The sequence below is a fragment of the Pseudomonas sp. NPDC086112 genome (assembly GCF_044746425.1).
In the GTDB taxonomy this organism is placed as follows: Bacteria; Pseudomonadota; Gammaproteobacteria; order Pseudomonadales; family Pseudomonadaceae; genus Aquipseudomonas.
Map to the genome: position 1 here is coordinate 69,157 of NZ_JBIVCD010000004.1, position 23,842 is coordinate 92,998.

The following is a 23,842-nucleotide window of genomic DNA, read 5'->3' on the forward strand; positions in this document are numbered from 1 at the left end:
GTTGCTGCGGACACCGAGGTGCATCATGCGTATGGCAAAAACCGTGCAGAACAGCCTGGACAAGGCCCACTGCGAATATGACATCGTTTCCCACCCGCACTCGGCCAGCAGCCTTGAAACGGCTCGGCTCGCGGGTATCCCTGCCGAACGGGTCGCCAAATCGGTGATCCTCGACGACCGCCACGGGCATTACTTGATGGCCGTGCTGCCTGCCAGCCGTCACCTGGACCTGAGCAAAGTCCGTGGCAGCAGCGAATGGCAAGTCACCCGTGAAAGCAACCTGCCGCACCTGTTCGACGATTGCGAACGCGGCGCCGTGCCTGCACTGGGTGAATCCTACGGGATGGACATGGTCATCGACCCACAGCTGACCCGGCAGAAAGATATTTACCTGGAAGCCGGCAACCACAACAACCTGGTACACATGAGCGTGCCGGAATTTCTGAAAATGGTGCCGCATGCCGAGGTGTGCGAGTTGAGTCTTTCGGCATAACAGTCGCCCCGACTGACGTCATCGCGGGCAAGCCTCGCTCCTACAGGACTTGCGAAAACCCTGTGGGAGCGGGCTTGCCCGCGAATAGCCGCACCCCGGTCACCCATCCAATAAGCGATCACGAAGGAGCCCGACATGGAATCCCCAACCCACAGCCTCCCATCCCTGTTCAAACAACTCGGCCTGCCGGATGACGCCGAAAGCATCGATAAATTCATCGCTACCCATTCACCGCTCAAGCCCGAACTGCACCTGGCGGACGCGTTCTTCTGGAGCGAGAGCCAGGCAGAGTTGCTGCGTGAGGAGATTCTGGATGATGCGGATTGGGCGGAGGTGGTGGATCAGCTGGATGTGCTGTTGAGGAAGGGGCGGGGGGTGTAACAATCATCTTTCTGGTGGCCACTGTCGGGACGTGTGCGCTAGAGCGAGTATCCAGATCGCGTCTGGCCCCAGTTCATAAACGACACGATAGCTCTGATGTGGAATTAACTCGCGGGTACCTGCAATGATTCCGCCAGGGCCGCTTTCTGGGTATTGGGCAATGCGGGATATCGCGTCCTTGAAGCGGTTGTCCATGTCGATGGCGGCTTGCGGGTTGACGGCATGCAGGTAATCCCAAATGTCTGCACGATCCTGTGCTGCTGTTGGCGTCCAGATTATTTTCATTCTTGTATGGTTGCTCGCACTCGCCTGGCAGTGAATTCTGCTTCAACTTCTTCATTGGTCAGGCCATCCCCAGCGCGCATGGACACTCGGGCCTTATCGACCTTACGTTGCAGGAACGCTTCGTACTCGCGCGATTCTCGTTGGGTTTGAACGAATTGACGCATCATTTCCCTGACGATTTGAGAGGCAGGACGATGAGAAGCTTCTGCTTCGGCCATGAACTGTTCACGCAATTCGGGTTCGAGTTTCATCGTAAAAACGGCTTGTTTTGACATGTCCAAGTCCTCGGAATATGTACTGACGAAGTATATACATCTTCACTACATTCTGTGGGTCAAGCTTGTACACGTCACGACAGACGGACGTTCCTTGCATTGCGGCCGGGAAAGCGGACGAACGCAAGGGTTACACCCCGGCAAACCCTGAGGCCGTTGCTATGCTTTGACTTGATGGGGGCGCGTGGCGAACCCGTCGAGCAAGGCTTGCGTTGATCATGGGGATCTAATAATGAAAAACCCTTACGCTCCCGGCTTCTGGTGCGCCATTGCGGCATTGGTTTTGCTGTCGGCCACCTATTTCTACGGCGTCATGCTGGCCCACCAGCTCGACACGGCGCTGATATTCCTCGACAGCGCAGCGGCGTTGATCGCCGTGATGGCTATCGTGGTGGTCGCCTGGGCTTCATTACAGAACCAGCGCATCAAGAAGCGACAACTTGAACAAGGCAAGACCCTGGTGCTGATCTGGGACACCAAGGTGGCTTTGCGTCGCGTCGAAACGGTGTTCGACCGGTATTTCTGGGGCAGTTACTGGCAACCGGGGCGCACGTTCCAGGAAGTCATGGGCGAACTCACCGGCACGCCGTTGGAAAAAAGCCTCGAAACCTTGAAAAAACAATGCCTGGCGCTGGACAAGCAAGTGGCCGATGAAGGGTGGCACTGGCTCAACAATGCGCGAGAGCTGTCCGATGTCGCCAACGCCATGGCCCGTGAACGCTATCAGCTGGATTTCTGCGACCCGCGCGCGGAAGTGACCGGCGGGGCGGTGATCAATCGGGATTTTGAAGTGCTGGTGTATACGTGGACTGCTCGGCTCAAGAGCTTTGATCATCAGCTTGATGAGATTGAGGTTCAGTATTCCTGAATTGAGGTTGGCTGGACTGATGCCTTCGCGGGCAAGCCTCGCTCCTACAGGATTTGTGTCGTGCGCAAATTTCGCAAATGACACAAATCCTGTAGGAGCGAGGCTTGCCCGCGAAGGCGATCGAATGACCGCCGAAACTCTCAACCCTTGCCAGTTGTCCACAAGCAGCAATATCCCATAGACACTCTTTCACCTTTAATCATTGGGCCGCTTTGCGGCGCAAATGCTAATCTCCATCCCACTTTCAGCGCAGTCGTGACCGCGACCCGCCATGGGTTCAGGGAAGACGACCACACTTTCAACAACGGACATTGAACGGATACTTCATGAATAAATCAGCAGGCGTGCTTCTAGGAATTGTCGTGGCCATCGGTGCAATCAGCGCTGGCGGTGCGTGGTACACCGGCAGCAAACTCGATGGAGTGCTGAATACCTCGATCACCGACGCCAACAAAGAGCTGCAAGTCGCGCTGGCTGGTTCCAACGGCACGGCGTCGCTGGAACTGGTGTCGCTGGATCGCCATGTGTTCAGCAGCACTGCGCACTACCGCCTCAAGGGTGAGGGCGAGATGTTTGGTGAAGCACCGGTCGAGTTGCTGTTCGTCGACCGCATCGAACACGGTCCGCTGCCGTTCTCGCGCCTGGTGTCGCTGAAGTGGTTGCCGGTCCTGGCGACCAGTCACTACGAGCTGGAAAAGACCCCGCTGACCGAAAAGTGGTTCGCTGCCGCCAAGGACAAATCCCCGGTCAAAGGCGTGGTTAACATCGGCTACGACAATTCCACCAAGGGCACCCTGGAGTTTCTGCCGCTGGAAACCGCACTGGATGACAAATCCAATCTGACCTTTTCCGGTATGAAACTCGATGTAGCCGCCAGTGCTCAGGCGCAAAAGGTCAAGGCAGACGGTTATATGGACAGCCTGAAGCTGACCACTGTGGCTGAAGATCAGACCCCGGTGCAGGTCGAGCTCAACGGCTTGACCGTGGCCAGTAACCTGAACAAAAGCACGTACGGCTATTACACCGGCGAAAACACCGTCGAGCTGACCCACAGCAAGACCACCTTCGGGGCCAAGCAGTCGGTACTCGGCGTCAAGAACTTTGAAATGAAGAACCAGACCGAGGAATCGGGCACCAACGCTTCGGGGCGTGCCGATTACAAGGTCGGTGAAGTGTCCTTGAACGGCAAGGTTATCGGTTCTGCGCAGATGGCCATGAGCCTGAAAAACCTCGACATCCCGTCAACGATGTCGCTGATGCAGATCTACCAGACCAAACTGCAACCCTACGAAAGGGCCGCCGCTGAAGCCGCTGCCGCCGGTGAACCGGCGCCGCAGCTGAACCTGACCCCGGCCGAAGAGGCACAGGTCAAGACCGGCCTGGAGAAACTGCTGGCCGCAGGTCCCCAGGTGGCTCTGGAAAACCTCTCGTTCAACACCACCAACGGCGAAAGCCGCGCCAACCTGGTGCTGGACCTGACCAAACCGCAGTCCATGGACTTGCCGCCAGACCAGTTGGTCAAGCAGTTGATCGCGCTGCTGGACTTCAACCTCTTGGTGTCCAAGCCAATGCTGGTTGACGTGCTCACCGTGCAATCGCAAATCGACGGCCAGACCGATGCCAAGCTCATTGCCGATCAGGCGAGCGCAACCGCCGACATGTTCAGCAGCATGGCGGTGGGCACGCAACTGGCGAAAGTGGACGGTAACAACGTCGTCACCAAGCTGCACTACGCCAACAATCAGGTGGACTTCAACGGCCAGAAAATGACCCTCGAAGAATTTGTCGGCTTCGTGATGAGCAAACTTGGCGGCACGGGAGACGTCAGCATCCAGTAAAACTACAGGCCTCACCGCAACGCCCGGCCTCTGCATTACGCAGACGCCGGGCGTTTTGCTGTCTGGGGTTTGGAAACGGGGAGAGGGGAAGGAGGTTCCAATGCCAGTCTCGAGCGCAGGCCCCTGTGGGAGCGGGCTTGCTCGCGAAGGCGTCGTGTCAGTCAATATCAATGTCTACTGACAGACCGGCTTCGCGAGCAAGCCCGCTCCCATAGGTTCCGTACCTTGGCTGACTGGGCATTGGAGAAGGCCTGAACATCACGAATCTGAACAATTATTGTGCTCTGAATAGTTGACTTCGCTTGCATGCAAAATTGCGTCGATAAAGCCTGGCCGGGTCTTTCGATCCGGCTTTCCGCTACGAATGGGCAAGGGGACATTGCGACCCGGCTGGCCATGTAAGGATGCTGACGAATGCCGTGTATTGCTGGTCCCTTTATTCATCGTGGTTTACGCCCCCTGTTTCGCGTTGCGCTGTGCGGCCAGTTGTTGTGGCCGATGCAGGCGTTCGCCGACACCCCCTACGACCAAATGGTTCGCGATGCACGGGCCGGCAACTACACGCCTGCGCTGACGGTATTGCGTCAGGTGCCAGTCAACCAGGCCACCACCGGTCAGATCAGCGATCACTTGCAGATCGCCAGCTGGGCCGGTCTGGACGCCGAAGTGGTTCAGGTCTATGAAACCCAGGGGCACAATCGGGCGTTGCCGGTTCAGGCCCTGACCGCTACTGCGCGTGCCTATCGCAACCTCAAGCGCTGGGACTCGGCGACCCAGGTGTACAACAAGGCCTTGGCCCTTGAACCGCAAAATCCCGACCTGCAGCTGGGATTGGCGATGACCCAGGCCGACGCCGGTAAGCCTGACGAGGCGGTTGCCCGCGCCAGGGCGCTGGTGGCGGCGAAACCGGATGACCCTTCCCGCCGCTTGGCCCTGGCTTACGCCTTGACCCGCGCCGGTGCCACCTACGACGCGTTGTTTGAATACGATCAGGCCTTCGTCCGCGCCGGCAGCAAGCCCGACGTCGCTCGGGAATACGTGATTGCCCTGCAACGCGCCCGCCTGCCGGAACCGGCCTTGCGCCTGGCGCGTCAGCGGCCGGGATTGCTGGATCCGGTCACGCTGCGACGTCTTGAAGGTGACTTGGCCGCAGAACGCGTGCGGCTGGCCGAGCTGGCCACCCGCAGCGAAAAAGAACGTTATCTGATCGCTGATCGGGCTCTGGCCGATTACGACCAGTTGTTGATGACCTGGACGCCGGATCCTCAGGCCCACGATGACGTCATCCGCTGGCGAATCGATCGCATGGGCGCCCTCAAAGCCCGCGCGCGCACCGCTGATGTGATCGCCGAATACCAGAAATTGCTCGCCGAAGGTGTGAAGATTCCGACCTATGCCTTGCGTTGGGTGGCGTCGTCTTATCTGGACCAGCGTCAACCAGAAATCGCCACCGATTTGTATCGTCAGGTGCTGGTGGCGCCGGATGCCGATGTCGGCGACCGTCTGGAAGACAGTACCGCGCTCTATTACGCCTTGCTCGAAAGCGATAAGGCCGATGAAGCACGTCAGGTCGCTGAAGACTTGGCCAAGACCCAGAAGCCACGGGTCGAGCTCAAGGGCTTGCCGGTGGGCAATCCCAACGATGAATGGATGGACGCGCAGCAACTCGCTGCCCAGGCCGGCACCTACGGCGCTGATCTACCGTCGGGCGAGCAGCGTTTGCAGACGCTGGTGGATCAGGCCCCGGGCAACCTCGGCCTGCGTCTGGCCCAGGCCGACTTGTACCTGGCCCGGGACTGGCCACGGCGCGCCGAGAATCAGCTCAAGGAAACCGAGAGCATGGCGCCGCGGGACATCGGCCTGGAAGTTGCGCAAGGTCACACCGCCATGGATCTGCAGGAATGGCGGCAGATGGATGTGCTGACCGACGATGTGGTCGCGCGTTTTCCGGACAACCGTCAGGTTCAGCGTTTGCAGCGCCAACGTGCGGTCCATGACATGGCCGAGCTGCGGGTGGAGGCCTATGGCGGCAAGAGTTATGGCGGGGGCAACGACGCCGCCGGGGCGGTCAACGGCAGTCGCGATTTCGGCATCGAAGCCACGCTGTACAGCCCCCCCATCGATGAAGACTGGCGCGTGTTCGCCGGTGCCGGTTACGCCACCGGCGACTTCCAGGAAGGCACCGGCCACCATCGTTTTCAGCGCGTCGGGCTAGAACGCCGGACTCGCGATATGACCCTGGAGGCGGAAGTCTCCAACCATTCCTATGGCTTCGGTGACAAACAGGGTGCGCGCCTGGCGATTGCCAGAGACATTGACGATCACTGGCAGTACGGCGGCAGCCTCGAATACCTGTCGGCGCAAACGCCGTTGCGGGCCTTGAACAGCGACATCACCGCCAACGGCGGCAGCGGTTTCATCCGTTGGCGCGCCAATGAGAGCCGCGAGTGGAGGCTGGCGGTCAGCCCTTCGCACTTCAGCGACGGCAACAACCGTGTCGAAGCCTTGCTCACCGGTCGCGAGGGTGTTTACCGCGCGCCGGGGTTGCAGGTCGACCTCGGCCTGGAGGTCGGCACCAGCCGTAACTCCAAGTCCGACGACGTGCCGTATTTCAACCCCAAATCCGACTTCAGCGTGCTGCCGACGGTGAACGTCAATCACGTGCTCTACCACCGCTACGAAACCTCCTGGAGCCAGCAGTTCCAGGCCGGCGCGGGCACCTATAGCCAGCGCGATCACGGGACCGGCGGCGTCGGCCTGTTGGGTTACGGCCAGCGCTACAGCTGGAACGACGTATTCGAGGTGGGCGGCCTGCTGAGCGTGATCAACCGGCCTTATGACGGCGACCGCGAAACCGATCTGCGCCTGCTCGTCGACCTCACTTACCGCTTCTAGAAGAGTTTGAAGATGCCTTTTATTTCGCGTTTCATCCTTTTGCTGGGAGCGCTGTTGATCAGCGCCTGCGCCCAGCAAGCCCCGGCCTTCGCACCGCCGTCCGAACGCCCGGTGTCGGCCAATGAAAAGCCGTGGCCGAAAAACCATGTACTCGGAATCGCTTACCACGATGTCGAAGACCGTGACCCCGATCAGGCGGTGGTGGCCGTGCGCACCGAGCGTCTGCTCGAGCAACTGGCGTGGCTGCGGGAGAACAACTACAAACCGGTCACCGTCGACCAGATCATGGCTGCTCGCAACGGCGGCCCCGAGCTGCCGCCACGGGCGATCATGCTGAGTTTCGACGATGGCTATTCGAGCTTCTACACCCGCGTGTTGCCGGTGCTGCGCGCCTATAACTGGCCCGCCTTGCTGGCGCCGGTCGGGGTGTGGATCGATACGCCGCTGAACCAGCCGGTGGATTTCGCCGGTACACCGCGCAAGCGTTCGGACTTCCTGACCTGGGAGCAGATCCGCGAGATTTCCCGATCCGGCCTGGTGGAAATCGCCGCCCACACCGACGCCAGCCACAAAGGCGTGTTGGCCAACCCGCAAGGCAACCTGCAACCGGCGGCCGCGACCCGGCACTATGACGCGGCTACCGGTCGCTATGAAACCGAAGCCCAATTCCAGGCCCGGATGCGCGCCGATGTGGCGGCCATCTCGGAGAAGATCCGCAAGGTCACCGGTTACAAACCGCGTGTCTGGGTCTGGCCCTATGGCGCGGCGGACGGCACTTCGCTGCAAGTGGTCAACGAGCAGGGTTATCAGATGGCCCTGACGCTGGAAGATGGCCTCGATGCCCTCGACAACCTGATGAGCAGCCCGCGCTTTTTGGTGGCCTCGGACCCGGATGGCGAGCACTTCGCCAACAGCATCGTCTCGGTGCAGACCGAATCGCCGATGCGCGTGGTGCATGTGGACCTGGACAACGTCTACGATCCAGACCCGGCCCAACAGGAAATCAACCTCGGCAAATTGATCCAGCGCATGGCCGACATGGGCGCCAACACGGTGTTCCTGCAAGCCTTCGCCGACCCTGCGGGCGATGGCCTGGTGCACTCGCTGTACTTTCCTAACCGGCACTTGCCGATGCGCGCCGATATCTTCGATCGCGTGGCCTGGCAGTTGCGCACTCGGGCTCAGGTCAAAGTCTATGCCTGGATGCCGGTGCTGAGTTTTGCCCTGGATTCGAAGCTGCCACGGGTCACTCGTTGGGACCCAAAAACCGGCGTCACCTCGGTCGATCCGGACCAGTACAAGCGCTTGTCGCCATTCGATCCGAACGTGCGGCGCATCATCGGTGAAATCTACGAAGACATGGCGCGCCTGACCTCGGTCGACGGCATCCTCTATCACGATGACGCGGTGTTGTCGGACTTCGAAGACGCCGGCCCCGAAGCCCTGAAAGTCTATGCCGCCAACGGTCTGCCGGGTTCGATTGCCGCCCTGCGCGCCGATCCGGCCACCCTGCAACGCTGGACGCGGTTCAAGAGCCGCTACCTGATCGATTTCACTCACGAACTGACCGCCAAGGTTCGCGCCATTCGTGGCCCGCAAGTGCAGACAGCGCGCAATATTTTCGCCGAGCCAATGCTCAACCCCGAGAGCGAAGCCTGGTTCGCGCAGAACCTCGACGACTTCCTGGGCGCCTACGACTGGACGGCGCCGATGGCCATGCCACTCATGGAAAAACAGAGCCGCCAACAATCCGGCCCTTGGCTCGAAACGCTGGTGGCAACGGTGAAATCGCGCCCCGGCGCACTCGAGCGCACGGTGTTCGAATTGCAGGCCCGTGACTGGACGAAAAAAACCGACGCCGACATCGACGGCGAACAGTTGGCTGAGTGGATGGGCCGCCTCAAGCGTCAGGGCGCCACCAGTTTTGGCTACTACCCGGACAACTTCCTCGAGAACCAGCCGGAGCTGAAAACCGTGCGGCCCGCGCTCTCCAACAAGTGGAATCCATAACATGCTGGACAGACTTTTAGCCCTGCTGGTTCTGGCGATCGTCCTTGGGGTTCCCCTCGGGCTGATCTTTCTGCTCACCGGGCAATTCCTGATGGACTTCGTGTTCTTTTATCCACTGTTCATGTCGGGGTTGTGGATCGCCGGCGGCCTGTATTTCTGGCTGCACTGGGAGCGGCACTGGCCGTGGCAGGACGATACGTTGCCGCCAGCGCTGGCCGGCGAACCGCTGATCTCGATCCTGATCCCTTGCTACAACGAAGGCGACAACGCGGCCGATACCATCCACGCGGCACTGGCCCAGCATTACCCGAACATCGAAGTGATTGCGATCAACGACGGCTCCAAGGACAACACCGCCGCGGTGCTCGATGCACTGGCGGCGCAGGATCCGCGTCTGCGGGTGCTGCACCTGGCGGAGAACCAGGGCAAGGCCGTGGCCCTGCGCATGGGCGCCATTGCGGCGCGCAGCGAGTATCTGGTGTGCATCGACGGCGACGCATTGCTGGCGCCGAACACCGCGGCGTATCTGGTGGCGCCGATGCTCGATAACGCGCGCCTCGGCGCCGTCACCGGCAACCCGCGAATCCGCACCCGTTCGACCTTGATCGGCCGCGTGCAGGTCGGCGAGTTCTCGTCGATCATCGGCCTGATCAAGCGCACCCAACGGGTGTTCGGGCGGATCTTTACCGTCTCCGGGGTGATCGTCGCCTTCCGTCGCACGGCGCTGAACCGGGTCGGCTACTGGAGCCCGGACATGATCACCGAAGACATCGACATCAGTTGGAAGCTGCAACTGGATCACTGGAGCATTTTCTATGAGCCCCGCGCGTTGTGCTGGATCCTCATGCCGGAAACCCTCGGCGGCCTGTGGAAACAGCGTCTGCGTTGGGCCCAGGGCGGCGCCGAGGTGCTGTTCAAAAACATCCGTGGCATCTGGCAATACCGCCATCGTTACCTCTGGCCGCTGCTGTTCGAATACTGCCTGTCCACCGGCTGGGCCTTCACCTTTCTGCTGTCGGTGATTTTCTGGGGTGTCGGCAAATTCATCGAGATGCCGCCCGCCATTGCCGTCGATCACCTGCTGCCACCGGCGTTTACCGGGCTGCTGCTGGCGGTGGTCTGCCTGGTGCAATTCGCCGTCAGCATCCTGATCGATCGCCGTTACGAAAAGGGCCTCGGCAAGACCATGTTCTGGGTGGTCTGGTATCCGCTGGTGTTCTGGTTCATCAGCCTGCTTACCACCCTGGTCAGCTTCCCGAAAGTGCTGTTCGGTCAACATCAGAAGCGCGCGCGTTGGGTCAGTCCGGACCGGGGCATCAAGCCGCTGAATGACGATGAAGAGGAAGTCATCAAATGAAAATCATCAGAACCCGGCAGCGGCCCTTTCTGGTCGTGATCGATGTCTTCTTAACCGTGCTGGCCTGGATCGGTCTGCTGTATTTACTGGTGCGGGGGTTGTGGCCGTTGATCGATACCCATGACGGCCCGCGCATCGATGCGTCGTTTTTCGACGCCCTCGGCACGTTGCAGATTTACCTGTGGGTGGCGTTGTTGAACGCGGTGATCCTGATCACATGGGCGCGTTATCAACAGCGCAAAAGCAAGAGCTTCGCCCAGCGCCGTTTGCCGGCGCCGGTGGTGGATGATCAGGGGCTCAGCAAAAGCTTCAAGCTGACCGGCGACCGATTGGCGAAACTGCGCACGCCGGGTTCGATGACCATTCATAACGATCAGGATGGCGATGTCAGCCACGTCGTTACGCACTTCATCCCGGTCGCCCCGGCTGACCTACCGTCGCCTTTGGCGCCGCTGGAGCATCCGCTGGTAATCCGCCTGCCAGCCGAAGATGACGATAACCGCGAGCCAATGAGCCGGGTCTAGCTTGCATTCCCCTGTGGCGAGGGAGCTTGCTCCCGTTTGAGTGCGTAGCGCTCACAAGATCTTTGGTAGATCAGAGATTTTGCGTCTGCTGCGCAGACGAACGGGAGCAAGCTCCCTCGCCACAGGTTTGCGCCTCGCCATAGAGTTTTACGGTGGTCGGCGGGGGAAAACAGCCGTCAATTTATGTCCCTGATCAGCCGCCAGGCCTCATCCACCGACAGCGGCTGCTTCATCCGTTCAGCAAGCATCGCCATCGCCCGCTCTTCATCGCAGGCAACGGCCGCCGCCACCACGCCGTTTTTGCCGAACAGGCCGATAAACGGTGGATGGTCAGGGTCACCCTTGAACTCGACCTCGTCCCAAGCCTGGGCGTGACCGAGGTAGTCGTAGTTTTTGCCGAAGTGCCAGGTCCAGAAATACGGTACATCGAGGTAGCGCTCATCGCCGCCGAGCATATTCGCCGCCGCAATCCGCGCCTGTTGCTGGGCCAGGCGCCAGTGCTCGATCCGTTGGGGCTGGCCGTTGAGCGGGAAGGTCGCAATGTCACCGACGGCCCAGAGCCCGTCGGTCACACGCATCCCGCCGTCGACCTTCAACGACAGATCCTTTTCTTTGGGTAAATCGGCAAACGGGGTCGTTGCCGGGGTGACGCCAATGCCGACAAGCACCAGGTCCGCGGGCAAGCGCTGTCCGTTGTCCAGCAGCACTGCTTCGACTTTGCCTGCGCCTTCGATCCGGGCCGCTTCGCCATCGGTATGAAACACCACACCGTTGGCCTCGTGCAGGGCACGAATCGCTTTGCCGACGGCATCGCCGAAGTGTGCCTCGAACGGGATGGCATGGCGGGCCAGGACGGTGACCTCCAGGCCGTACTGACGCAGGGAAGAGGCGGACTCCAGAGCAATGAAACTGTCGCCAACGATCACTGCCCGCTGACCGGGTTTTGCGACTGAAAGAATCCGCTGCGCCTGCGCCTTTGAGCGCAGCACGAATACCTGCGGCAGATCGGCGCCAGGCAGCGACAGTGTTTTGGGTATGCCGCCGGTGGCAATCACGGCGGCGTCATAGCTCAACGATTGACCATCGGCCAGGCGCAGAGTCCGGTTCTCTGCATCCAGGCCCATCACATCGCTGTTTATCTGTTCAATGCGTTGTTCTTGATAAAAATTTTCATCCCGCAGAGGTGGCACTTCGTCCGGCGGCATCTCGCCTGCAATCACGAATTTGCTCAACACCGTACGGTCGTAGCCGGCCTCGGGCTCGCGGTCGATCAGCACCACCCGGCCGCCGAAACCTTTCTCCCGCAGCGCCGCCGCACAAGCCGTACCTGAGGCACCGGCACCGATGATCACAAAGGTTCGCTTGTCGTCCGCCGGTGGGGTGCTCGCGGTGGGCATCGGCTGGTCATCGACCCAGACATCATCGTCGCGGATTTCAAGCGGGTAGCGTCGCAGACTGTCCAGGGACGGTGGCTCGCATAACGCGCCGTCTTCGAGCCGGTACGCTGCCTTGTGCCACGGGCAGATCAGCCGCCCCTCACACAGCGCACCTTTGGCCAAGGGAGCCCCGGCGTGGGGACATTTGCCCTGATAGGCGCGCAATTGATCGCCGAGCCGCAGCAAGACGATTTTCGTCTTATCGATCCGGACTTCAAGGCCACGGTCTTGGGGGACATCGGCGAAACGGGCGACGCGATGCAGGGCCATGATCGATCTCCTGGCAAGTGTTTCACTTAGGAGTTTGGCGCTTATTCCCAGGTTCAGCCAAATCCTGCTGCCAGCGCACGAACGGTCCGGCTATAGTTTGCCAGCCGACGACGGCCTCACCCGCACAAGGTGCTCCGGTATGACCCGATTGACCTTTTTGAACCCTTGGCTGGCGGCCGTTGCAGTCGCCCTTTGCGTGCAGTTTCCGGCGCAGGCCCAGGAGCGTTTCACCCTCAGCATTCCCGGTGTTTCGGACAATCGTCTGTTCACGTCGGCGGCGGCCAGCGATGCCAGCGGTTGCGGCGGCAAGAACCAGTCCCCGGCCCTGAGCTGGAACGCCGGCCCCCCGGGCACCCTCAGCTACGCCATCGTCATGCACGACCCGGACGGTCAGAAAGGCCTGGGTGTTGATCACTGGATTCATTACGGGATCAAGGCCGCGACACGTCAGATCCCGGCCGGTGTCGGTGCCAAATCCGCCCTCGAAGGCGTGGGCGGCAGCAACAGCAAAGGCACCACCGGTTACATCGGCCCTTGCCCGCCCATTGGCGACAGTTCCCATCACTACATCATCCAGCTTTACGCCCTGGACCTGGCGCCAGACGCCTTGCCTGCCGGCCTGACCCGCGCGCAGCTGATGGAACAAATCAAAGGCCATGTGCTGAAAAACAGCAGCGTGGTGCGGCGTTATCACCGCTGAAGATTTTTTCCGGCGATTAACCCGAACCTGCCGGGCTGTCCGTCTCAGAGGATGAATGAGTCAATTTCCTCCTGAGGTCAGCCCCCATGTCCCTCCCTCTGCACTACCTCCGCCCGGCCGCCCAGGGTTTCGCCGCCGGGTTGTTGCTGGCTGTTGCCGGTTGCGGCGCTTCATCCACGCCAGACTCTGAGACGAACAGCCCGGCAGCGGTTGCGCCACCGATTCAAGAGGCGCTGAAAACTGAAGCGTTGGTGCGTAGCGAGGCGGTCATGGCGGACACCGCGATGGCCAAGCGCAGCGCGCGACCGGCACCGTCGGTCGCTTTCGCACCAATGCCGGCCGGCGAGGCTTATCCACAGGGCTATCGGGATGAGCAGCGGGAGCAATATCAGGCGCTGGCCGATAACCCGATCCACAGCGTGGCCGAAGCACCGGTCTCGACCTTCAGTGCCGATGTCGACACCGGCGCCTACGCCAACGTCCGGCGCTTGCTCAATCAGGGGCGCTTGCCTCCCGAAGGGGCGGTGCGCCTGGAAGAAATGGTCAATTACTTCCCCTACGACTACGCCTTGCCCACCGATGGCTCGCCGTTCGGCGTGACCACCGAGCTGGCACCGTCGCCGTGGAACCCGCATACCCAGTTGCTGCGCATCGGCATCAAGGCATCCGATCGCGCGGTGGCGGAACTGGCCCCGGCGAACCTGGTGTTTCTGGTGGACGTGTCCGGCTCCATGGATCGCCGCGAAGGTTTGCCGCTGGTCAAAAGCACCCTGAAATTGCTGGTCGATCAACTGCGCGAGCAGGACAGGGTTTCACTGGTGGTGTATGCCGGAGAATCTCGCGTGGTGCTGGAGCCGACTTCCGGACGGGAAAAAGCGAAAATTCGTACCGCCATCGATCAATTGACTGCGGGCGGCTCGACCGCCGGCGCGTCGGGTATCGAACTGGCTTATCAAATGGCGCAACAGGCGTTTATCCCCAAAGGCATCAACCGCATCCTGCTGGCCACCGATGGTGACTTCAACGTTGGCATCAGCGACTTCGACAGCCTCAAGCAAATGGCTGTGGATAAACGCAAGACCGGCGTGTCTCTGACCACCCTGGGTTTTGGTGTGGATAACTACAATGAACACCTGATGGAACAACTGGCCGACGCTGGCGACGGTAACTACGCCTACATCGACAACCTGCGCGAGGCGCGCAAAGTGCTGGTGGATCAGCTCGGTTCGACTTTGGCGGTGGTGGCGAAGAACGTGAAACTGCAGGTGGAGTTCAACCCGGCCCAGGTCAGCGAATATCGGCTGTTGGGTTATGAGAATCGCGCCTTGAAACGCGAGGATTTCAGCAACGACAAAATCGATGCCGGAGAAATCGGCGCAGGACATACGGTGACCGCGTTGTATGAAATTGTCCCCAAGGGCGAGAAGGGCTGGCTGGAACCGCTGCGCTATGGCAATCCTGCGGCCGATGTTTCCGCAAAAACCGGGGAAATGGCGATGTTGCGAGTGCGTTATCAGTTGCCGGAAGGTGGGAACAGTCGCTTGATCGAGCGGCCAATACTGAAGGGGGAGGCCGGCAAACTCTCGGCCGCCAGCGATGACCTGCGCTTTGCCGCCGCTGTCGCTGCGTTTTCCCAGCAGCTCAAGGACGGGCGCTATACCGGCGATTTCAGCCTGAAAGACACCGAAGCCCTGGCCCGTGGCGCACGAGGTGACGATCAGTTCGGCCTGCGCGGTGAGTTCGTGCAGTTGGTGGAGTTGGCGCAGAGCCTACGAACCCCGACCGCCTCGAATCAACAGCCCAACGACAACCGGATAGAGTGAAAGAGGCCAGCACTGACATGTCCGATCCTGAAATCAGCTCAACCGCCAGCAGCGATGAATCGCTGCTGGCGCGTTATCGCTCGGGCGACGGGCCGGCGTTCGAAGTTTTGTACGCCCGCCACCGTCAGGGCCTTTATCGATTCCTCCTCGGCCTCAGCGGCAAGCCCGAACTGGCCGAAGAGGTGTACCAGGAAACCTGGCTGAGCCTGATCCGCAGCACCAGTCAGCCACAAGGTCGGGCGAACTTTCGTACCTGGCTCTACCAGATTGCCCGCAACCGACTGATCGATCACTGGCGCAAACACGGAATCCACAACCCCTTGCACGACAGCTATGACGAGCAAACCCATGCACTGATCGATGACGCGGCCGACCCCGAACAACTGCTGAGCCTGAGCCGCGACGGTCAACGCCTCGAAGCCGCCCTGCAAACCTTGCCCGCCGACCAGCGCGAAGTGTTCCTGCTGCGCGCCCACGGCGACCTCGACCTGCCGCAGATCGCCATCCTCACCGAAATCCCGCTGGAAACCGTTAAAAGCCGCTTGCGCTACGCCCAGCAAAAACTGCGTCGGCTGCTGGCCGAGGAGGTACTGACATGACTGACGCCCGACAAACACCGCCATCGCCCGACGATGAAGTGCTCAAGCATTTTCGCGATCACAGCAGCGGCGAACCACCGGCGCATCTCGACGCCTTCATCCTCGCAACGGCCCATCGCGAAGCCCCAACACCGAAGCCGAACCTGTGGCAGCGCTGGCTCCGCGCTTGCCAGCAACCCCGTTGGCAGGTTGCATTCGCCAGCCTCGTCGGCGTCGCATTGATGCTGGCGCTGGTACAGCGCCCGTCGGAACAACTGCCGAGTTACGACTTCGCGCCTGCGCCCAAAGCCTCCGCACCGCTCTCCAAACAGGAAGCCGCTGAAACGAATGAACCTGCTGCTCGCGCCCAGGCTGCGCCCGCCGGAGCAATGTCCGCGCCCGCACCGGCTGCGCCCATGGCGGAGTTCTCGGCACCGTTGCAGCGCGAGTCGATCAACAGCGAAATGGCTGACGAAGCAAAAATCAGCAAACGCTTAGCCGCGCCGGCCAAGTCACTGGATGATCAATTACGTGAAGTGATACGCCTGCAAGAGATCGGTCAGACACAAGCCGCCGAGGCGCTGATGGCGACATTGCACAAGCGCTTCCCCAAGGAAAACCTCACGGCCCGACTCAAGGATTTGCAGAAAAAATGAGGTGAACAGCGGTCGGCAAATTTGGCATCGACACCCGAAAGCGCGCACTATCAGCCCATAGCCGATGCGTTGGAGGATGCCGTGGCACAAAAAATCGACCGCATCGCCCAAATGCTCAACTGCCCGGTGAAGGGTGAGGAATTACGGCGAGCAGTGACTGAGAGTCGTAAGGAGTTTCTTCTGGCGAAGCAGCAAGAAGAAGCGCTTGAGGATGACGTTCTTGATGATGAGTTGATCGAGGATGAAGAAGACGATGATGAGTACGACGAGTTTGACTGGACGACAGAATGAAAAAACCGCTTTGGCGGTTTTTTGTCATTGATAAATGCTGTTTGACCTTGAGTCCATCTAGGCGTGTTTTGCGCAACAGGTGTAGGGGGCGGTAGCAGCAGCGCCGCTGACTACCCAAGAAACTACCCAAGAACTACCCAGAAAATGTTGTGGGGTAAGGCGATGAGCATTGGCAGCGACTGGTTCATCCGCACGCGGCTGACCTGAAACGAGTCAGCGATTCGAACCGTCAAGTTTTCCTTGACGGTTGCCTCTGCCTTGACTGGGTCACCAGTGCCTACCGGCAGTTGACGAGAAGTCCTCAACCCTTACGATCACCCACAACACGGCCCCTGTCGGTTGATGCGCTTCGGTGCTGAGACTGCTCAGGGGTTTTTTATTGCCTGGATTTTTCCGCCCTACCAGTCGAGTTTCTGCCAGTCTTGGTCAATCCTCATCCGTCCAGGCCCAGATAGATAAGGATTCGCGGTTGCTTTCTTTTGCCTGGTATCATAATTTCATACCATGAATAACAAACAGCTCAGCACCCTGAAAGCAATATTCTCAAGGCCGACCCCAGCCACGCTGGAGTGGGCCCGTATCGAGTCTTTATTCGGCGCCGCTGGTGCCAAGACCATTGAAGGCAATGGGTCCCGGGTACGCTTTGAGCTGAACGGTGTGGTTGCCACCTTTCACCGACCACACCCGGACAAAGAAGCAAAGCCCTACCAGGTTCGTGATGCTCGGGCTTTCCTTGAACAAGCAGGAGTCACCCCATGAACGTAATGAATTACAAAGGCTATGCCGCCCGAATTGAATACAGCGAGGAAGATGGCCTGTTTGTCGGCCATATCGCTGGTATTAGAGATGTCGTTGGGTTTCATGGCGAGTCGGTACAGGAGCTTCGAAATGCATTCGAAGAGGCCGTCACTGATTATCTGGATACTTGCGCCAAGCTCGGACGTGCGCCGCAGAAGCCCTATTCTGGCAATCTCAGTCTGCGTTTAGCGCCGGCACTCCATGCAACCGTCGCCGTAAAAGCGCAGTTAGCCCACAAGAGTATCAATCAGTGGGTAGCTGACGTTCTTGATCGTGAGGTGCATGCCTGACCACTGCCATTGCACCTTCCTGAAAGAAGCCAGAAGGTGTAAACCTTATTCAGGACGAGACACCCACAAAAAAGCCCCAGACCCTAAGACCTGAGGCTTTCTCACTTCTACATATGGTGCACCAGGCGGGATTCGAACCCACGACCCCTGCCTTCGGAGGGCAGTACTCTATCCAGCTGAGCTACTGGTGCGATGCGGGCGCCATGATACTCATATGCGTTGCGGGCGTCCATGCCGCTGAATCGCCTGCGTTTTTCAAAAGCGTAACCTGCGTTTGCTACGCTGATCTGAAAAAATAGGCAAATGCGGCGTTTTCGTTCTTTTTTTCGAACAGCCTATTGTCCTTTACCCCCTTTGATCCTAGGATTCGTTTGAGATTTCAAACGCTCTTGTCTGGGTGCTGAACCGCACGAGTTCGATTTGTGCGCTATTTATGTGCTTCAGCCCGGTGAATGATTTCCCTGACGGCAGCCTATAAGGCGCCTTTCTACAATCATAATTCGCTCCGCCTCGCGCGGTGCTGTTAAGGAAAGCCGACATGCAGCTTAAAGACACCCAGTTGTTCCGCCAGCAAGCCTTTATCGATGGCGCTTGGGTCGATGCGGACAACGGTCAGACGATCAAGGTCAATAACCCGGCAACGGGCGAAATTCTGGGCACTGTGCCGAAAATGGGCGCTGCCGAAACCCGCCGTGCGATCGAAGCCGCTGATAAAGCGCTGCCAGCCTGGCGTGGCCTGACCGCCAAGGAGCGCGCGAACAAGCTGCGTCGCTGGTTCGAGCTGATCATCGAGAACCAGGACGACCTGGCTCGCCTGATGACTCTGGAGCAGGGCAAGCCATTGGCTGAAGCCAAGGGCGAGATCGTTTACGCCGCTTCCTTTATCGAGTGGTTCGCTGAAGAAGCCAAGCGCATCTACGGTGACGTGATTCCGGGTCACCAGCCAGACAAGCGCCTAATCGTGATCAAGCAGCCGATCGGCGTGACCGCTGCGATTACTCCGTGGAACTTCCCGGCCGCGATGATCACCCGTAAAGCCGGCCCGGCTCTGGCTGCTGGTTGCACCATGGTGCTCAAGCCGGCTTCGCAAACTCCGTTCTCGGCGTTCGCCCTGGCTGAACTGGCTCAGCGTGCCGGTATTCCGAACGGCGTGTTCAGTGTGGTGACCGGCAGCGCTGGCGACATTGGCAGCGAGCTGACCGGCAACCCGATCGTGCGCAAATTGTCCTTCACCGGTTCGACCGAAATCGGCCGTCAGTTGATGACCGAGTGCGCCAAAGACATCAAGAAAGTCTCTCTGGAACTGGGTGGTAACGCGCCGTTCATCGTGTTCGACGACGCGGACCTGGATAAGGCCGTCGAAGGCGCGATCATTTCCAAGTACCGCAACAACGGCCAGACCTGCGTCTGCGCCAACCGCCTGTACATTCAGGATTCGGTCTACGACGCGTTCGCCGAAAAACTGAAAGTGGCCGTGGCCAAGCTCAAGATCGGTAACGGTCTGGACGACGGCACCACCACTGGCCCGCTGATCGATGAGAAAGCCGTGGCCAAGGTGCAAGAGCACATTGCTGACGCCGTCGGTAAAGGCGCCACTGTGCTGGCGGGCGGCAAGAGCATGCAAGGCAACTTCTTCGAGCCGACCATCCTGACCAACGTGCCGAACAACGCTGCCGTGGCCAAGGAAGAAACCTTCGGTCCATTGGCGCCACTGTTCCGCTTCAAAGATGAAGCGGACGTGATCGCGATGTCCAACGACACCGAGTTCGGTCTGGCCTCGTACTTCTATGCTCGCGACCTGGGCCGTGTGTTCCGTGTGGCTGAAGCCCTGGAATACGGCATGGTCGGCGTCAACACCGGGTTGATCTCCAACGAAGTCGCGCCGTTCGGCGGCATCAAGGCGTCGGGCCTGGGCCGTGAAGGCTCCAAGTACGGCATCGAAGATTACCTGGAAATCAAATACCTCTGCCTGGGCATCTAAGCCCGGTAAGGCAAGGCATTGCTTCAAGCGCAAAGGGCACGAGAGCGCTGTCCCTTTGCGCGCTTCAAACGGAATTTTCTCTGTGGCCGGGAAAGCTGTGGCAGTCGATCATCGCATGCTGCCGTAGTTGCCTCCCCGCCGCATTTTCCTTGAACCACGCCGCCCGATGAGCGGTGAATGAGGACACTATGAGCAAGACTAACGCATCCCTGATGAAACGCCGCGAAGCCGCTGTACCGCGCGGTGTTGGCCAGATTCACCCGATCTTCGCCGAGTCCGCGAAGAACGCTACCGTGACTGACGTTGAAGGTCGCGAGTTCATCGACTTCGCCGGCGGTATCGCCGTGCTGAACACCGGTCACGTGCACCCGAAAATCATCGCCGCCGTGACCGAGCAGCTGAATAAGCTGACCCACACTTGCTTCCAGGTTCTGGCGTACGAGCCGTACGTGGAAGTGTGCGAAAAAATCAACGCCAAGGTGCCAGGTGATTTCGCCAAGAAAACCCTGCTGGTGACCACCGGCTCCGAAGCCGTGGAAAACTCCATCAAGATCGCCCGCGCCGCCACTGGCCGTGCCGGCGTGATCGCGTTCACCGGCGCTTACCACGGTCGCACCATGATGACCTTGGGCCTGACCGGTAAAGTCGTGCCTTACTCGGCCGGCATGGGCCTGATGCCAGGCGGCATCTTCCGCGCGCTGTACCCGAACGAATTGCACGGTGTGAGCATCGACGATTCGATCGCCAGCATCGAACGCATCTTCAAGAACGACGCCGAGCCGCGTGACATCGCTGCCATCATCATCGAGCCGGTTCAGGGCGAAGGTGGTTTCTACGTCGCGCCTAAAGAGTTCATGAAGCGTCTGCGCGCTTTGTGCGACCAGCACGGCATTCTGTTGATCGCTGACGAAGTACAGACTGGCGCTGGCCGTACCGGCACTTTCTTCGCCATGGAGCAGATGGGCGTTGCTGCCGACCTGACCACCTTCGCCAAATCCATCGCTGGCGGTTTCCCGCTGGCCGGTGTGTGCGGCAAGGCCGAATACATGGACGCCATCGCTCCAGGCGGCCTGGGCGGTACTTACGCCGGTAGCCCGATCGCTTGCGCCGCGGCCCTGGCCGTGATGGAAGTGTTCGAAGAAGAGCACCTGCTGGATCGCTGCAAAGCGGTTGGCGAGCGTCTGGTAACTGGCCTGAAAGCCATCCAGGCCAAATACCCGGTCATCGGCGAAGTACGTGCTTTGGGCGCGATGATCGCGGTCGAGCTGTTCGTCGACGGCGACAGCCACAAGCCGAACGCTGCTGCTGTGGCATCGGTTGTGGCCAAGGCGCGCGACAAGGGTCTGATCCTGCTGTCGTGCGGCACCTACGGCAACGTTCTGCGCGTACTGGTACCGCTGACCTCGCCGGACGAGCAACTGGACAAAGGTCTGGCGATCATCGAAGAGTGCTTCTCTGAGCTCTGATTGATTTGTGACCTGATCGACAAAAAACCCGCTTCGGCGGGTTTTTTTGTATCTGCTTGAAAAGATCGGCGGCAATTGAGCTGTATCGAATGGCCATCATTGACTAAGGTGCAAGCATTGCCGTTGGAGTGTGCGATGACTGCTGTGGTGTTACCCGCTGTGCCGCGTGTGCTGATTGCCGAGGCCGACCCCTGGTCCCGCGACCTGCTCAAGCAGGTGTTGTTGAATGTGCGCTGCGACGCGCGGCTGGACCTGTGTGCCGATGGCCAGGAAACCTTGCATCTGTTGGCGGAAAACCCTTATGACCTGGTGATCGTCGACTGGGAGTTGCCTGGCGTTGATGGCCTGAATGTTCTGCGCAGCGTCCGGCAGCGTAAGCGTAATCCGCCGCTGCCCTTCATTCTGATGAGCAGCCGCAACGACAGCGCCAGCGTGCGCGAAGTCTTGCCCCTGGCGCCCACGGCGTACCTGACCAAACCCTTGAACATCGAAAGCCTGACCCAGCGCCTGCAGGATTTGTTGCTGAACGCCGGCGAAGAGGTGTCCTGTGAGGCGCCGTCATTGGCGCCAGGCATGACCTTGTCGGTGTACCTGGAGCTACGTCGCGAACTGGCGGAGGGTGCGCCGTTGATGACCGATGTGCAGGTGGCGATCAAACGTAGCCTCAATCCCGATGGCCTCGATCTGACGCGGCTGGAAGACGAAATCCGCACTGATCCGCAAATTACCGCTGTCCTGATCGCCGCCGCCAACAGCGCAGCCCAGCATCATGGCGTCGCTGTGCAAACCCTGGCCCAGGCGCTGCAACGCTTGGGCACCGGGCAAAGCATGAACCTGATTCTGGGGCTCGCTCTCAAACGCAGTGCCCGGCTCAGTGATCCGCAGCTGGCGGACTATGCCGAGCGTTATTGGCAGTTGTCGCTGCACACCGCCGAATACGCCCGGACACTGGCGCGTTTGCTGGATCTGGATCAGGCGCGCTGTTATTGCGCAGGCATGCTGCATTGCCTCGGCGACCTGGCGTTGCTGCGTTGTTTGCAGGAGTGGAAGGAAGCTGGCGGTGAGCTGGATGAATGGCAGGAAGTCGGCGATGCATTGACCGAGTTCGGCGCGGCCTATGGTTCGGCGCTACGGACCCGCTGGCGGCTGCCCTTGGAGCTGCGGGAGCTGATTGCGGCGGTTTACCAGTTCGGTGGCGGGGTTTACTCCCGCGAAGCGCTGGTGATGAACATGGCCGCGCAACTGGCGCGCCTGACCGAGCATGAGGGGATCGAGGCACTGGCCAAGAGCCGCACAGCGCGATTGCTCAAGATCGGATTGCCGGAGCTGATGCGTTTGCGTAAAAAATAAGCTTCACGCAAAACCTGTAGGAGCGAGGCTTGCCCGCGAAGAAGTCACCACGGTGGGTCAGTAAAACCGCGGTGACCCCTTCGCGGACAAGCCTCGCTCCTACAAAAAAAATCAGCCAGAAATGATGCGGTTTTTGCCCTGGCGCTTGGCCTGGTACATCGCCGCATCGGCACGGGCGAACAGGCTGTCGATGCTTTCATCCTCGTGTGTGAGGCTGCTCAGGCCCTGGCTGACGGTGATGCCGAAGGTCTGGTCGTCATGGCTGAAGCTTAACCGCTGAATTTCCCGTTGCAGGCGCTCGGCCACTTGCATGGCCATGTCCGGTGCGCAGCCGGGAAACACCGCCGCGAATTCTTCACCGCCGATCCGTCCGAACAGATCACCACGCCGCAGGGCCGCGCGACCGCTCTCGGCGATGCGTTGCAGCACCTTGTCGCCTTCCTGATGGCCGTAGGTGTCATTGACCACTTTGAAGTCATCGATGTCCAGCAGCAGGAACGCCATCGGCGCACCGTTCAACCGCGCCTGCTCGAATTCGCGATGGGCGCATTCGAAGAAGTGTCGGCGATTGCTGCTTTGGGTTAACACGTCGGTGCTGGCCAGATGTTGCAGCTGGGCTTCCATCTGCTTTTTTTCGGTGATGTCTTCGGCAATGCCGACGATGATCACTGGTTGACCTGGCTCGGCCTGACGGTTGATGAAACACTTGTCGCTGAGCCAGCGCACTTGGCCGTCGGCAGCGATGATGCGGTACTCGCGGTCTTCAACGGCGCCTTTGACCAGCACCTGCGCGAGGCTGCGCTCGGCGTAGTCCAGATCGTCGGGATAGACGCTGTCGCGCCAGTGGTTGTAGTCGGACAGCAACAGGCCAGCGGGGCGGCCGAAAATCCGTTCATAGGCCGGGCTGACGTAAAGCACCTGGCGGGTTTCCCAGTTATATGCCCAAAGCACGGCGTTGACGCTGACCAGCAGCGAGCTGAACAGCTGTTCGCGTTCGCTCAGGCGCGCCACTTCACCCTGGGCATGCATCAGCGCCATCAGGGTTTGCGCGGCCTCGGGCCACTGTGGAAGGGATGTGTCTTGTAGGTTTTTATGGACCATCGGCACAAATCTCAAAGGGCGTGCCGCTATGTCGACAGCGGCCAAAAACAGAGCCCGCCTGGATGGCGAAGTGTCTTTGAGATAGGGGATTTGGAGCGAAGTTCCCGCCTTGGGTGGCGAGAGAGCATGCTCCCGCCGGGCGGTTAAAACACGTCGCTGGTTTGCGATGGCTTCGC

22 protein-coding genes and 1 tRNA gene are annotated in these 23,842 nt (G+C 60.0%); 18 read left to right on the forward strand and 5 right to left on the reverse strand.

The window, feature by feature from the left end; translation table 11 throughout:
• The first annotated feature begins 25 nt into the window (after positions 1–25).
• A complete protein-coding gene (locus ACIPLA_RS04510) occupies positions 26–493 on the forward strand; it encodes an aminoacyl-tRNA deacylase (RefSeq protein WP_007899556.1) in 468 nt (155 codons plus the stop codon).
• A gap of 135 nt (positions 494–628) precedes the next feature.
• Positions 629–874: a DUF2789 domain-containing protein gene (locus tag ACIPLA_RS04515; protein WP_008068578.1), complete on the forward strand. Its 246-nt coding sequence runs from the start codon at positions 629–631 to the stop codon at positions 872–874.
• 3 nt (positions 875–877) lie between these two features.
• On the opposite strand, the gene ACIPLA_RS04520 is transcribed toward ACIPLA_RS04515, so the two are convergent.
• Complete coding sequence (locus tag ACIPLA_RS04520) at positions 878–1,159, reverse strand: type II toxin-antitoxin system RelE/ParE family toxin (protein WP_008068579.1); 282 nt, start codon at positions 1,157–1,159, stop codon at positions 878–880.
• The gene (locus ACIPLA_RS04525; RefSeq protein ID WP_401171826.1) at positions 1,156–1,434 is read right to left on the reverse strand and encodes an antitoxin of toxin-antitoxin stability system; all 279 of its coding nucleotides are present in this window, start codon (positions 1,432–1,434) and stop codon (positions 1,156–1,158) included. Before ACIPLA_RS04525 ends, ACIPLA_RS04520 begins: the two co-directional genes overlap by 4 nt.
• Positions 1,435–1,666: 232 nt before the next feature.
• On the opposite strand from ACIPLA_RS04525, the gene ACIPLA_RS04530 reads away from it, so the two are divergent.
• The 6 genes from ACIPLA_RS04530 (at position 1,667) to pgaD (ending at position 10,926) form a co-directional block, all read left to right on the forward strand.
• Complete coding sequence (locus ACIPLA_RS04530; RefSeq protein ID WP_008068581.1) at positions 1,667–2,302, forward strand: hypothetical protein; 636 nt, start codon at positions 1,667–1,669, stop codon at positions 2,300–2,302.
• 326 nt (positions 2,303–2,628) lie between these two features.
• Complete coding sequence (locus ACIPLA_RS04535; protein WP_401171830.1) at positions 2,629–4,140, forward strand: YdgA family protein; 1,512 nt, start codon at positions 2,629–2,631, stop codon at positions 4,138–4,140.
• Between the two features lie 414 nt (positions 4,141–4,554).
• Positions 4,555–7,035 carry a poly-beta-1,6 N-acetyl-D-glucosamine export porin PgaA gene (pgaA, locus tag ACIPLA_RS04540; protein ID WP_401171833.1) on the forward strand — a complete coding sequence of 827 codons (2,481 nt, stop codon included), beginning with the start codon at positions 4,555–4,557 and terminating at the stop codon, positions 7,033–7,035.
• A 12-nt stretch (positions 7,036–7,047) separates the two neighbouring features.
• Positions 7,048–9,045 carry a poly-beta-1,6-N-acetyl-D-glucosamine N-deacetylase PgaB gene (pgaB, locus tag ACIPLA_RS04545; protein ID WP_401171836.1) on the forward strand — a complete coding sequence of 666 codons (1,998 nt, stop codon included), beginning with the start codon at positions 7,048–7,050 and terminating at the stop codon, positions 9,043–9,045.
• Between the two features lies 1 nt (position 9,046).
• Positions 9,047–10,402, forward strand: coding sequence for a poly-beta-1,6-N-acetyl-D-glucosamine synthase (gene pgaC / locus ACIPLA_RS04550; protein WP_218396786.1), 1,356 nt, complete (start codon positions 9,047–9,049; stop codon positions 10,400–10,402).
• Complete coding sequence (gene pgaD, locus ACIPLA_RS04555) at positions 10,399–10,926, forward strand: poly-beta-1,6-N-acetyl-D-glucosamine biosynthesis protein PgaD (RefSeq protein WP_218396789.1); 528 nt, start codon at positions 10,399–10,401, stop codon at positions 10,924–10,926. Before pgaC ends, pgaD begins: the two co-directional genes overlap by 4 nt.
• A gap of 176 nt (positions 10,927–11,102) precedes the next feature.
• Here the strand turns inward: pgaD and ACIPLA_RS04560 are convergent, their stop codons facing one another.
• Complete coding sequence (locus tag ACIPLA_RS04560; RefSeq protein ID WP_401171841.1) at positions 11,103–12,632, reverse strand: FAD-dependent oxidoreductase; 1,530 nt, start codon at positions 12,630–12,632, stop codon at positions 11,103–11,105.
• A 139-nt stretch (positions 12,633–12,771) separates the two neighbouring features.
• Here ACIPLA_RS04560 and ACIPLA_RS04565 point away from each other — a divergent pair, with 139 nt between their 5' ends.
• From ACIPLA_RS04565 to ACIPLA_RS04595, 7 genes are all read left to right on the forward strand, one after another.
• Positions 12,772–13,332 carry a YbhB/YbcL family Raf kinase inhibitor-like protein gene (locus ACIPLA_RS04565; RefSeq protein WP_401171844.1) on the forward strand — a complete coding sequence of 187 codons (561 nt, stop codon included), beginning with the start codon at positions 12,772–12,774 and terminating at the stop codon, positions 13,330–13,332.
• An 86-nt stretch (positions 13,333–13,418) separates the two neighbouring features.
• Complete coding sequence (locus tag ACIPLA_RS04570; RefSeq protein WP_401171847.1) at positions 13,419–15,155, forward strand: von Willebrand factor type A domain-containing protein; 1,737 nt, start codon at positions 13,419–13,421, stop codon at positions 15,153–15,155.
• A 17-nt stretch (positions 15,156–15,172) separates the two neighbouring features.
• Complete coding sequence (locus ACIPLA_RS04575) at positions 15,173–15,754, forward strand: RNA polymerase sigma factor (protein ID WP_401171850.1); 582 nt, start codon at positions 15,173–15,175, stop codon at positions 15,752–15,754.
• Entirely contained in the window at positions 15,751–16,389 is a 639-nt protein-coding gene (locus ACIPLA_RS04580; protein WP_401171853.1) for a hypothetical protein, read from the forward strand. Before ACIPLA_RS04575 ends, ACIPLA_RS04580 begins: the two co-directional genes overlap by 4 nt.
• Before the next feature lie 21 nt (positions 16,390–16,410).
• Positions 16,411–16,680, forward strand: a complete 270-nt coding sequence (locus tag ACIPLA_RS04585) for a hypothetical protein (protein WP_401171856.1) — start codon at positions 16,411–16,413, stop codon at positions 16,678–16,680.
• Positions 16,681–17,184: 504 nt separating this feature from the next.
• A complete protein-coding gene (locus ACIPLA_RS04590) occupies positions 17,185–17,439 on the forward strand; it encodes a type II toxin-antitoxin system HicA family toxin (protein ID WP_081235251.1) in 255 nt (84 codons plus the stop codon).
• Positions 17,436–17,768, forward strand: a complete 333-nt coding sequence (locus tag ACIPLA_RS04595) for a type II toxin-antitoxin system HicB family antitoxin (RefSeq protein ID WP_218396808.1) — start codon at positions 17,436–17,438, stop codon at positions 17,766–17,768. The genes ACIPLA_RS04590 and ACIPLA_RS04595 overlap by 4 nt, the downstream gene beginning before the upstream one ends.
• Before the next feature lie 114 nt (positions 17,769–17,882).
• Here ACIPLA_RS04595 and ACIPLA_RS04600 read toward each other — a convergent pair.
• Positions 17,883–17,959, reverse strand: a tRNA-Arg gene (locus ACIPLA_RS04600).
• A 347-nt stretch (positions 17,960–18,306) separates the two neighbouring features.
• On the opposite strand from ACIPLA_RS04600, the gene gabD reads away from it, so the two are divergent.
• From gabD to ACIPLA_RS04615, 3 genes are all read left to right on the forward strand, one after another.
• The gene (gabD, locus tag ACIPLA_RS04605) at positions 18,307–19,749 is read left to right on the forward strand and encodes an NADP-dependent succinate-semialdehyde dehydrogenase (RefSeq protein WP_401171861.1); all 1,443 of its coding nucleotides are present in this window, start codon (positions 18,307–18,309) and stop codon (positions 19,747–19,749) included.
• Between the two features lie 188 nt (positions 19,750–19,937).
• Complete coding sequence (gene gabT, locus ACIPLA_RS04610) at positions 19,938–21,215, forward strand: 4-aminobutyrate--2-oxoglutarate transaminase (protein WP_007899625.1); 1,278 nt, start codon at positions 19,938–19,940, stop codon at positions 21,213–21,215.
• Between the two features lie 135 nt (positions 21,216–21,350).
• On the forward strand, positions 21,351–22,565 hold the full coding sequence (locus ACIPLA_RS04615; protein WP_401171865.1) for an HDOD domain-containing protein: 1,215 nt from the start codon (positions 21,351–21,353) through the stop codon (positions 22,563–22,565).
• 111 nt (positions 22,566–22,676) lie between these two features.
• Here ACIPLA_RS04615 and ACIPLA_RS04620 read toward each other — a convergent pair whose 3' ends face one another.
• Entirely contained in the window at positions 22,677–23,666 is a 990-nt protein-coding gene (locus tag ACIPLA_RS04620; RefSeq protein ID WP_218396814.1) for a sensor domain-containing diguanylate cyclase, read from the reverse strand.
• Positions 23,667–23,842: the final 176 nt, after the last annotated feature.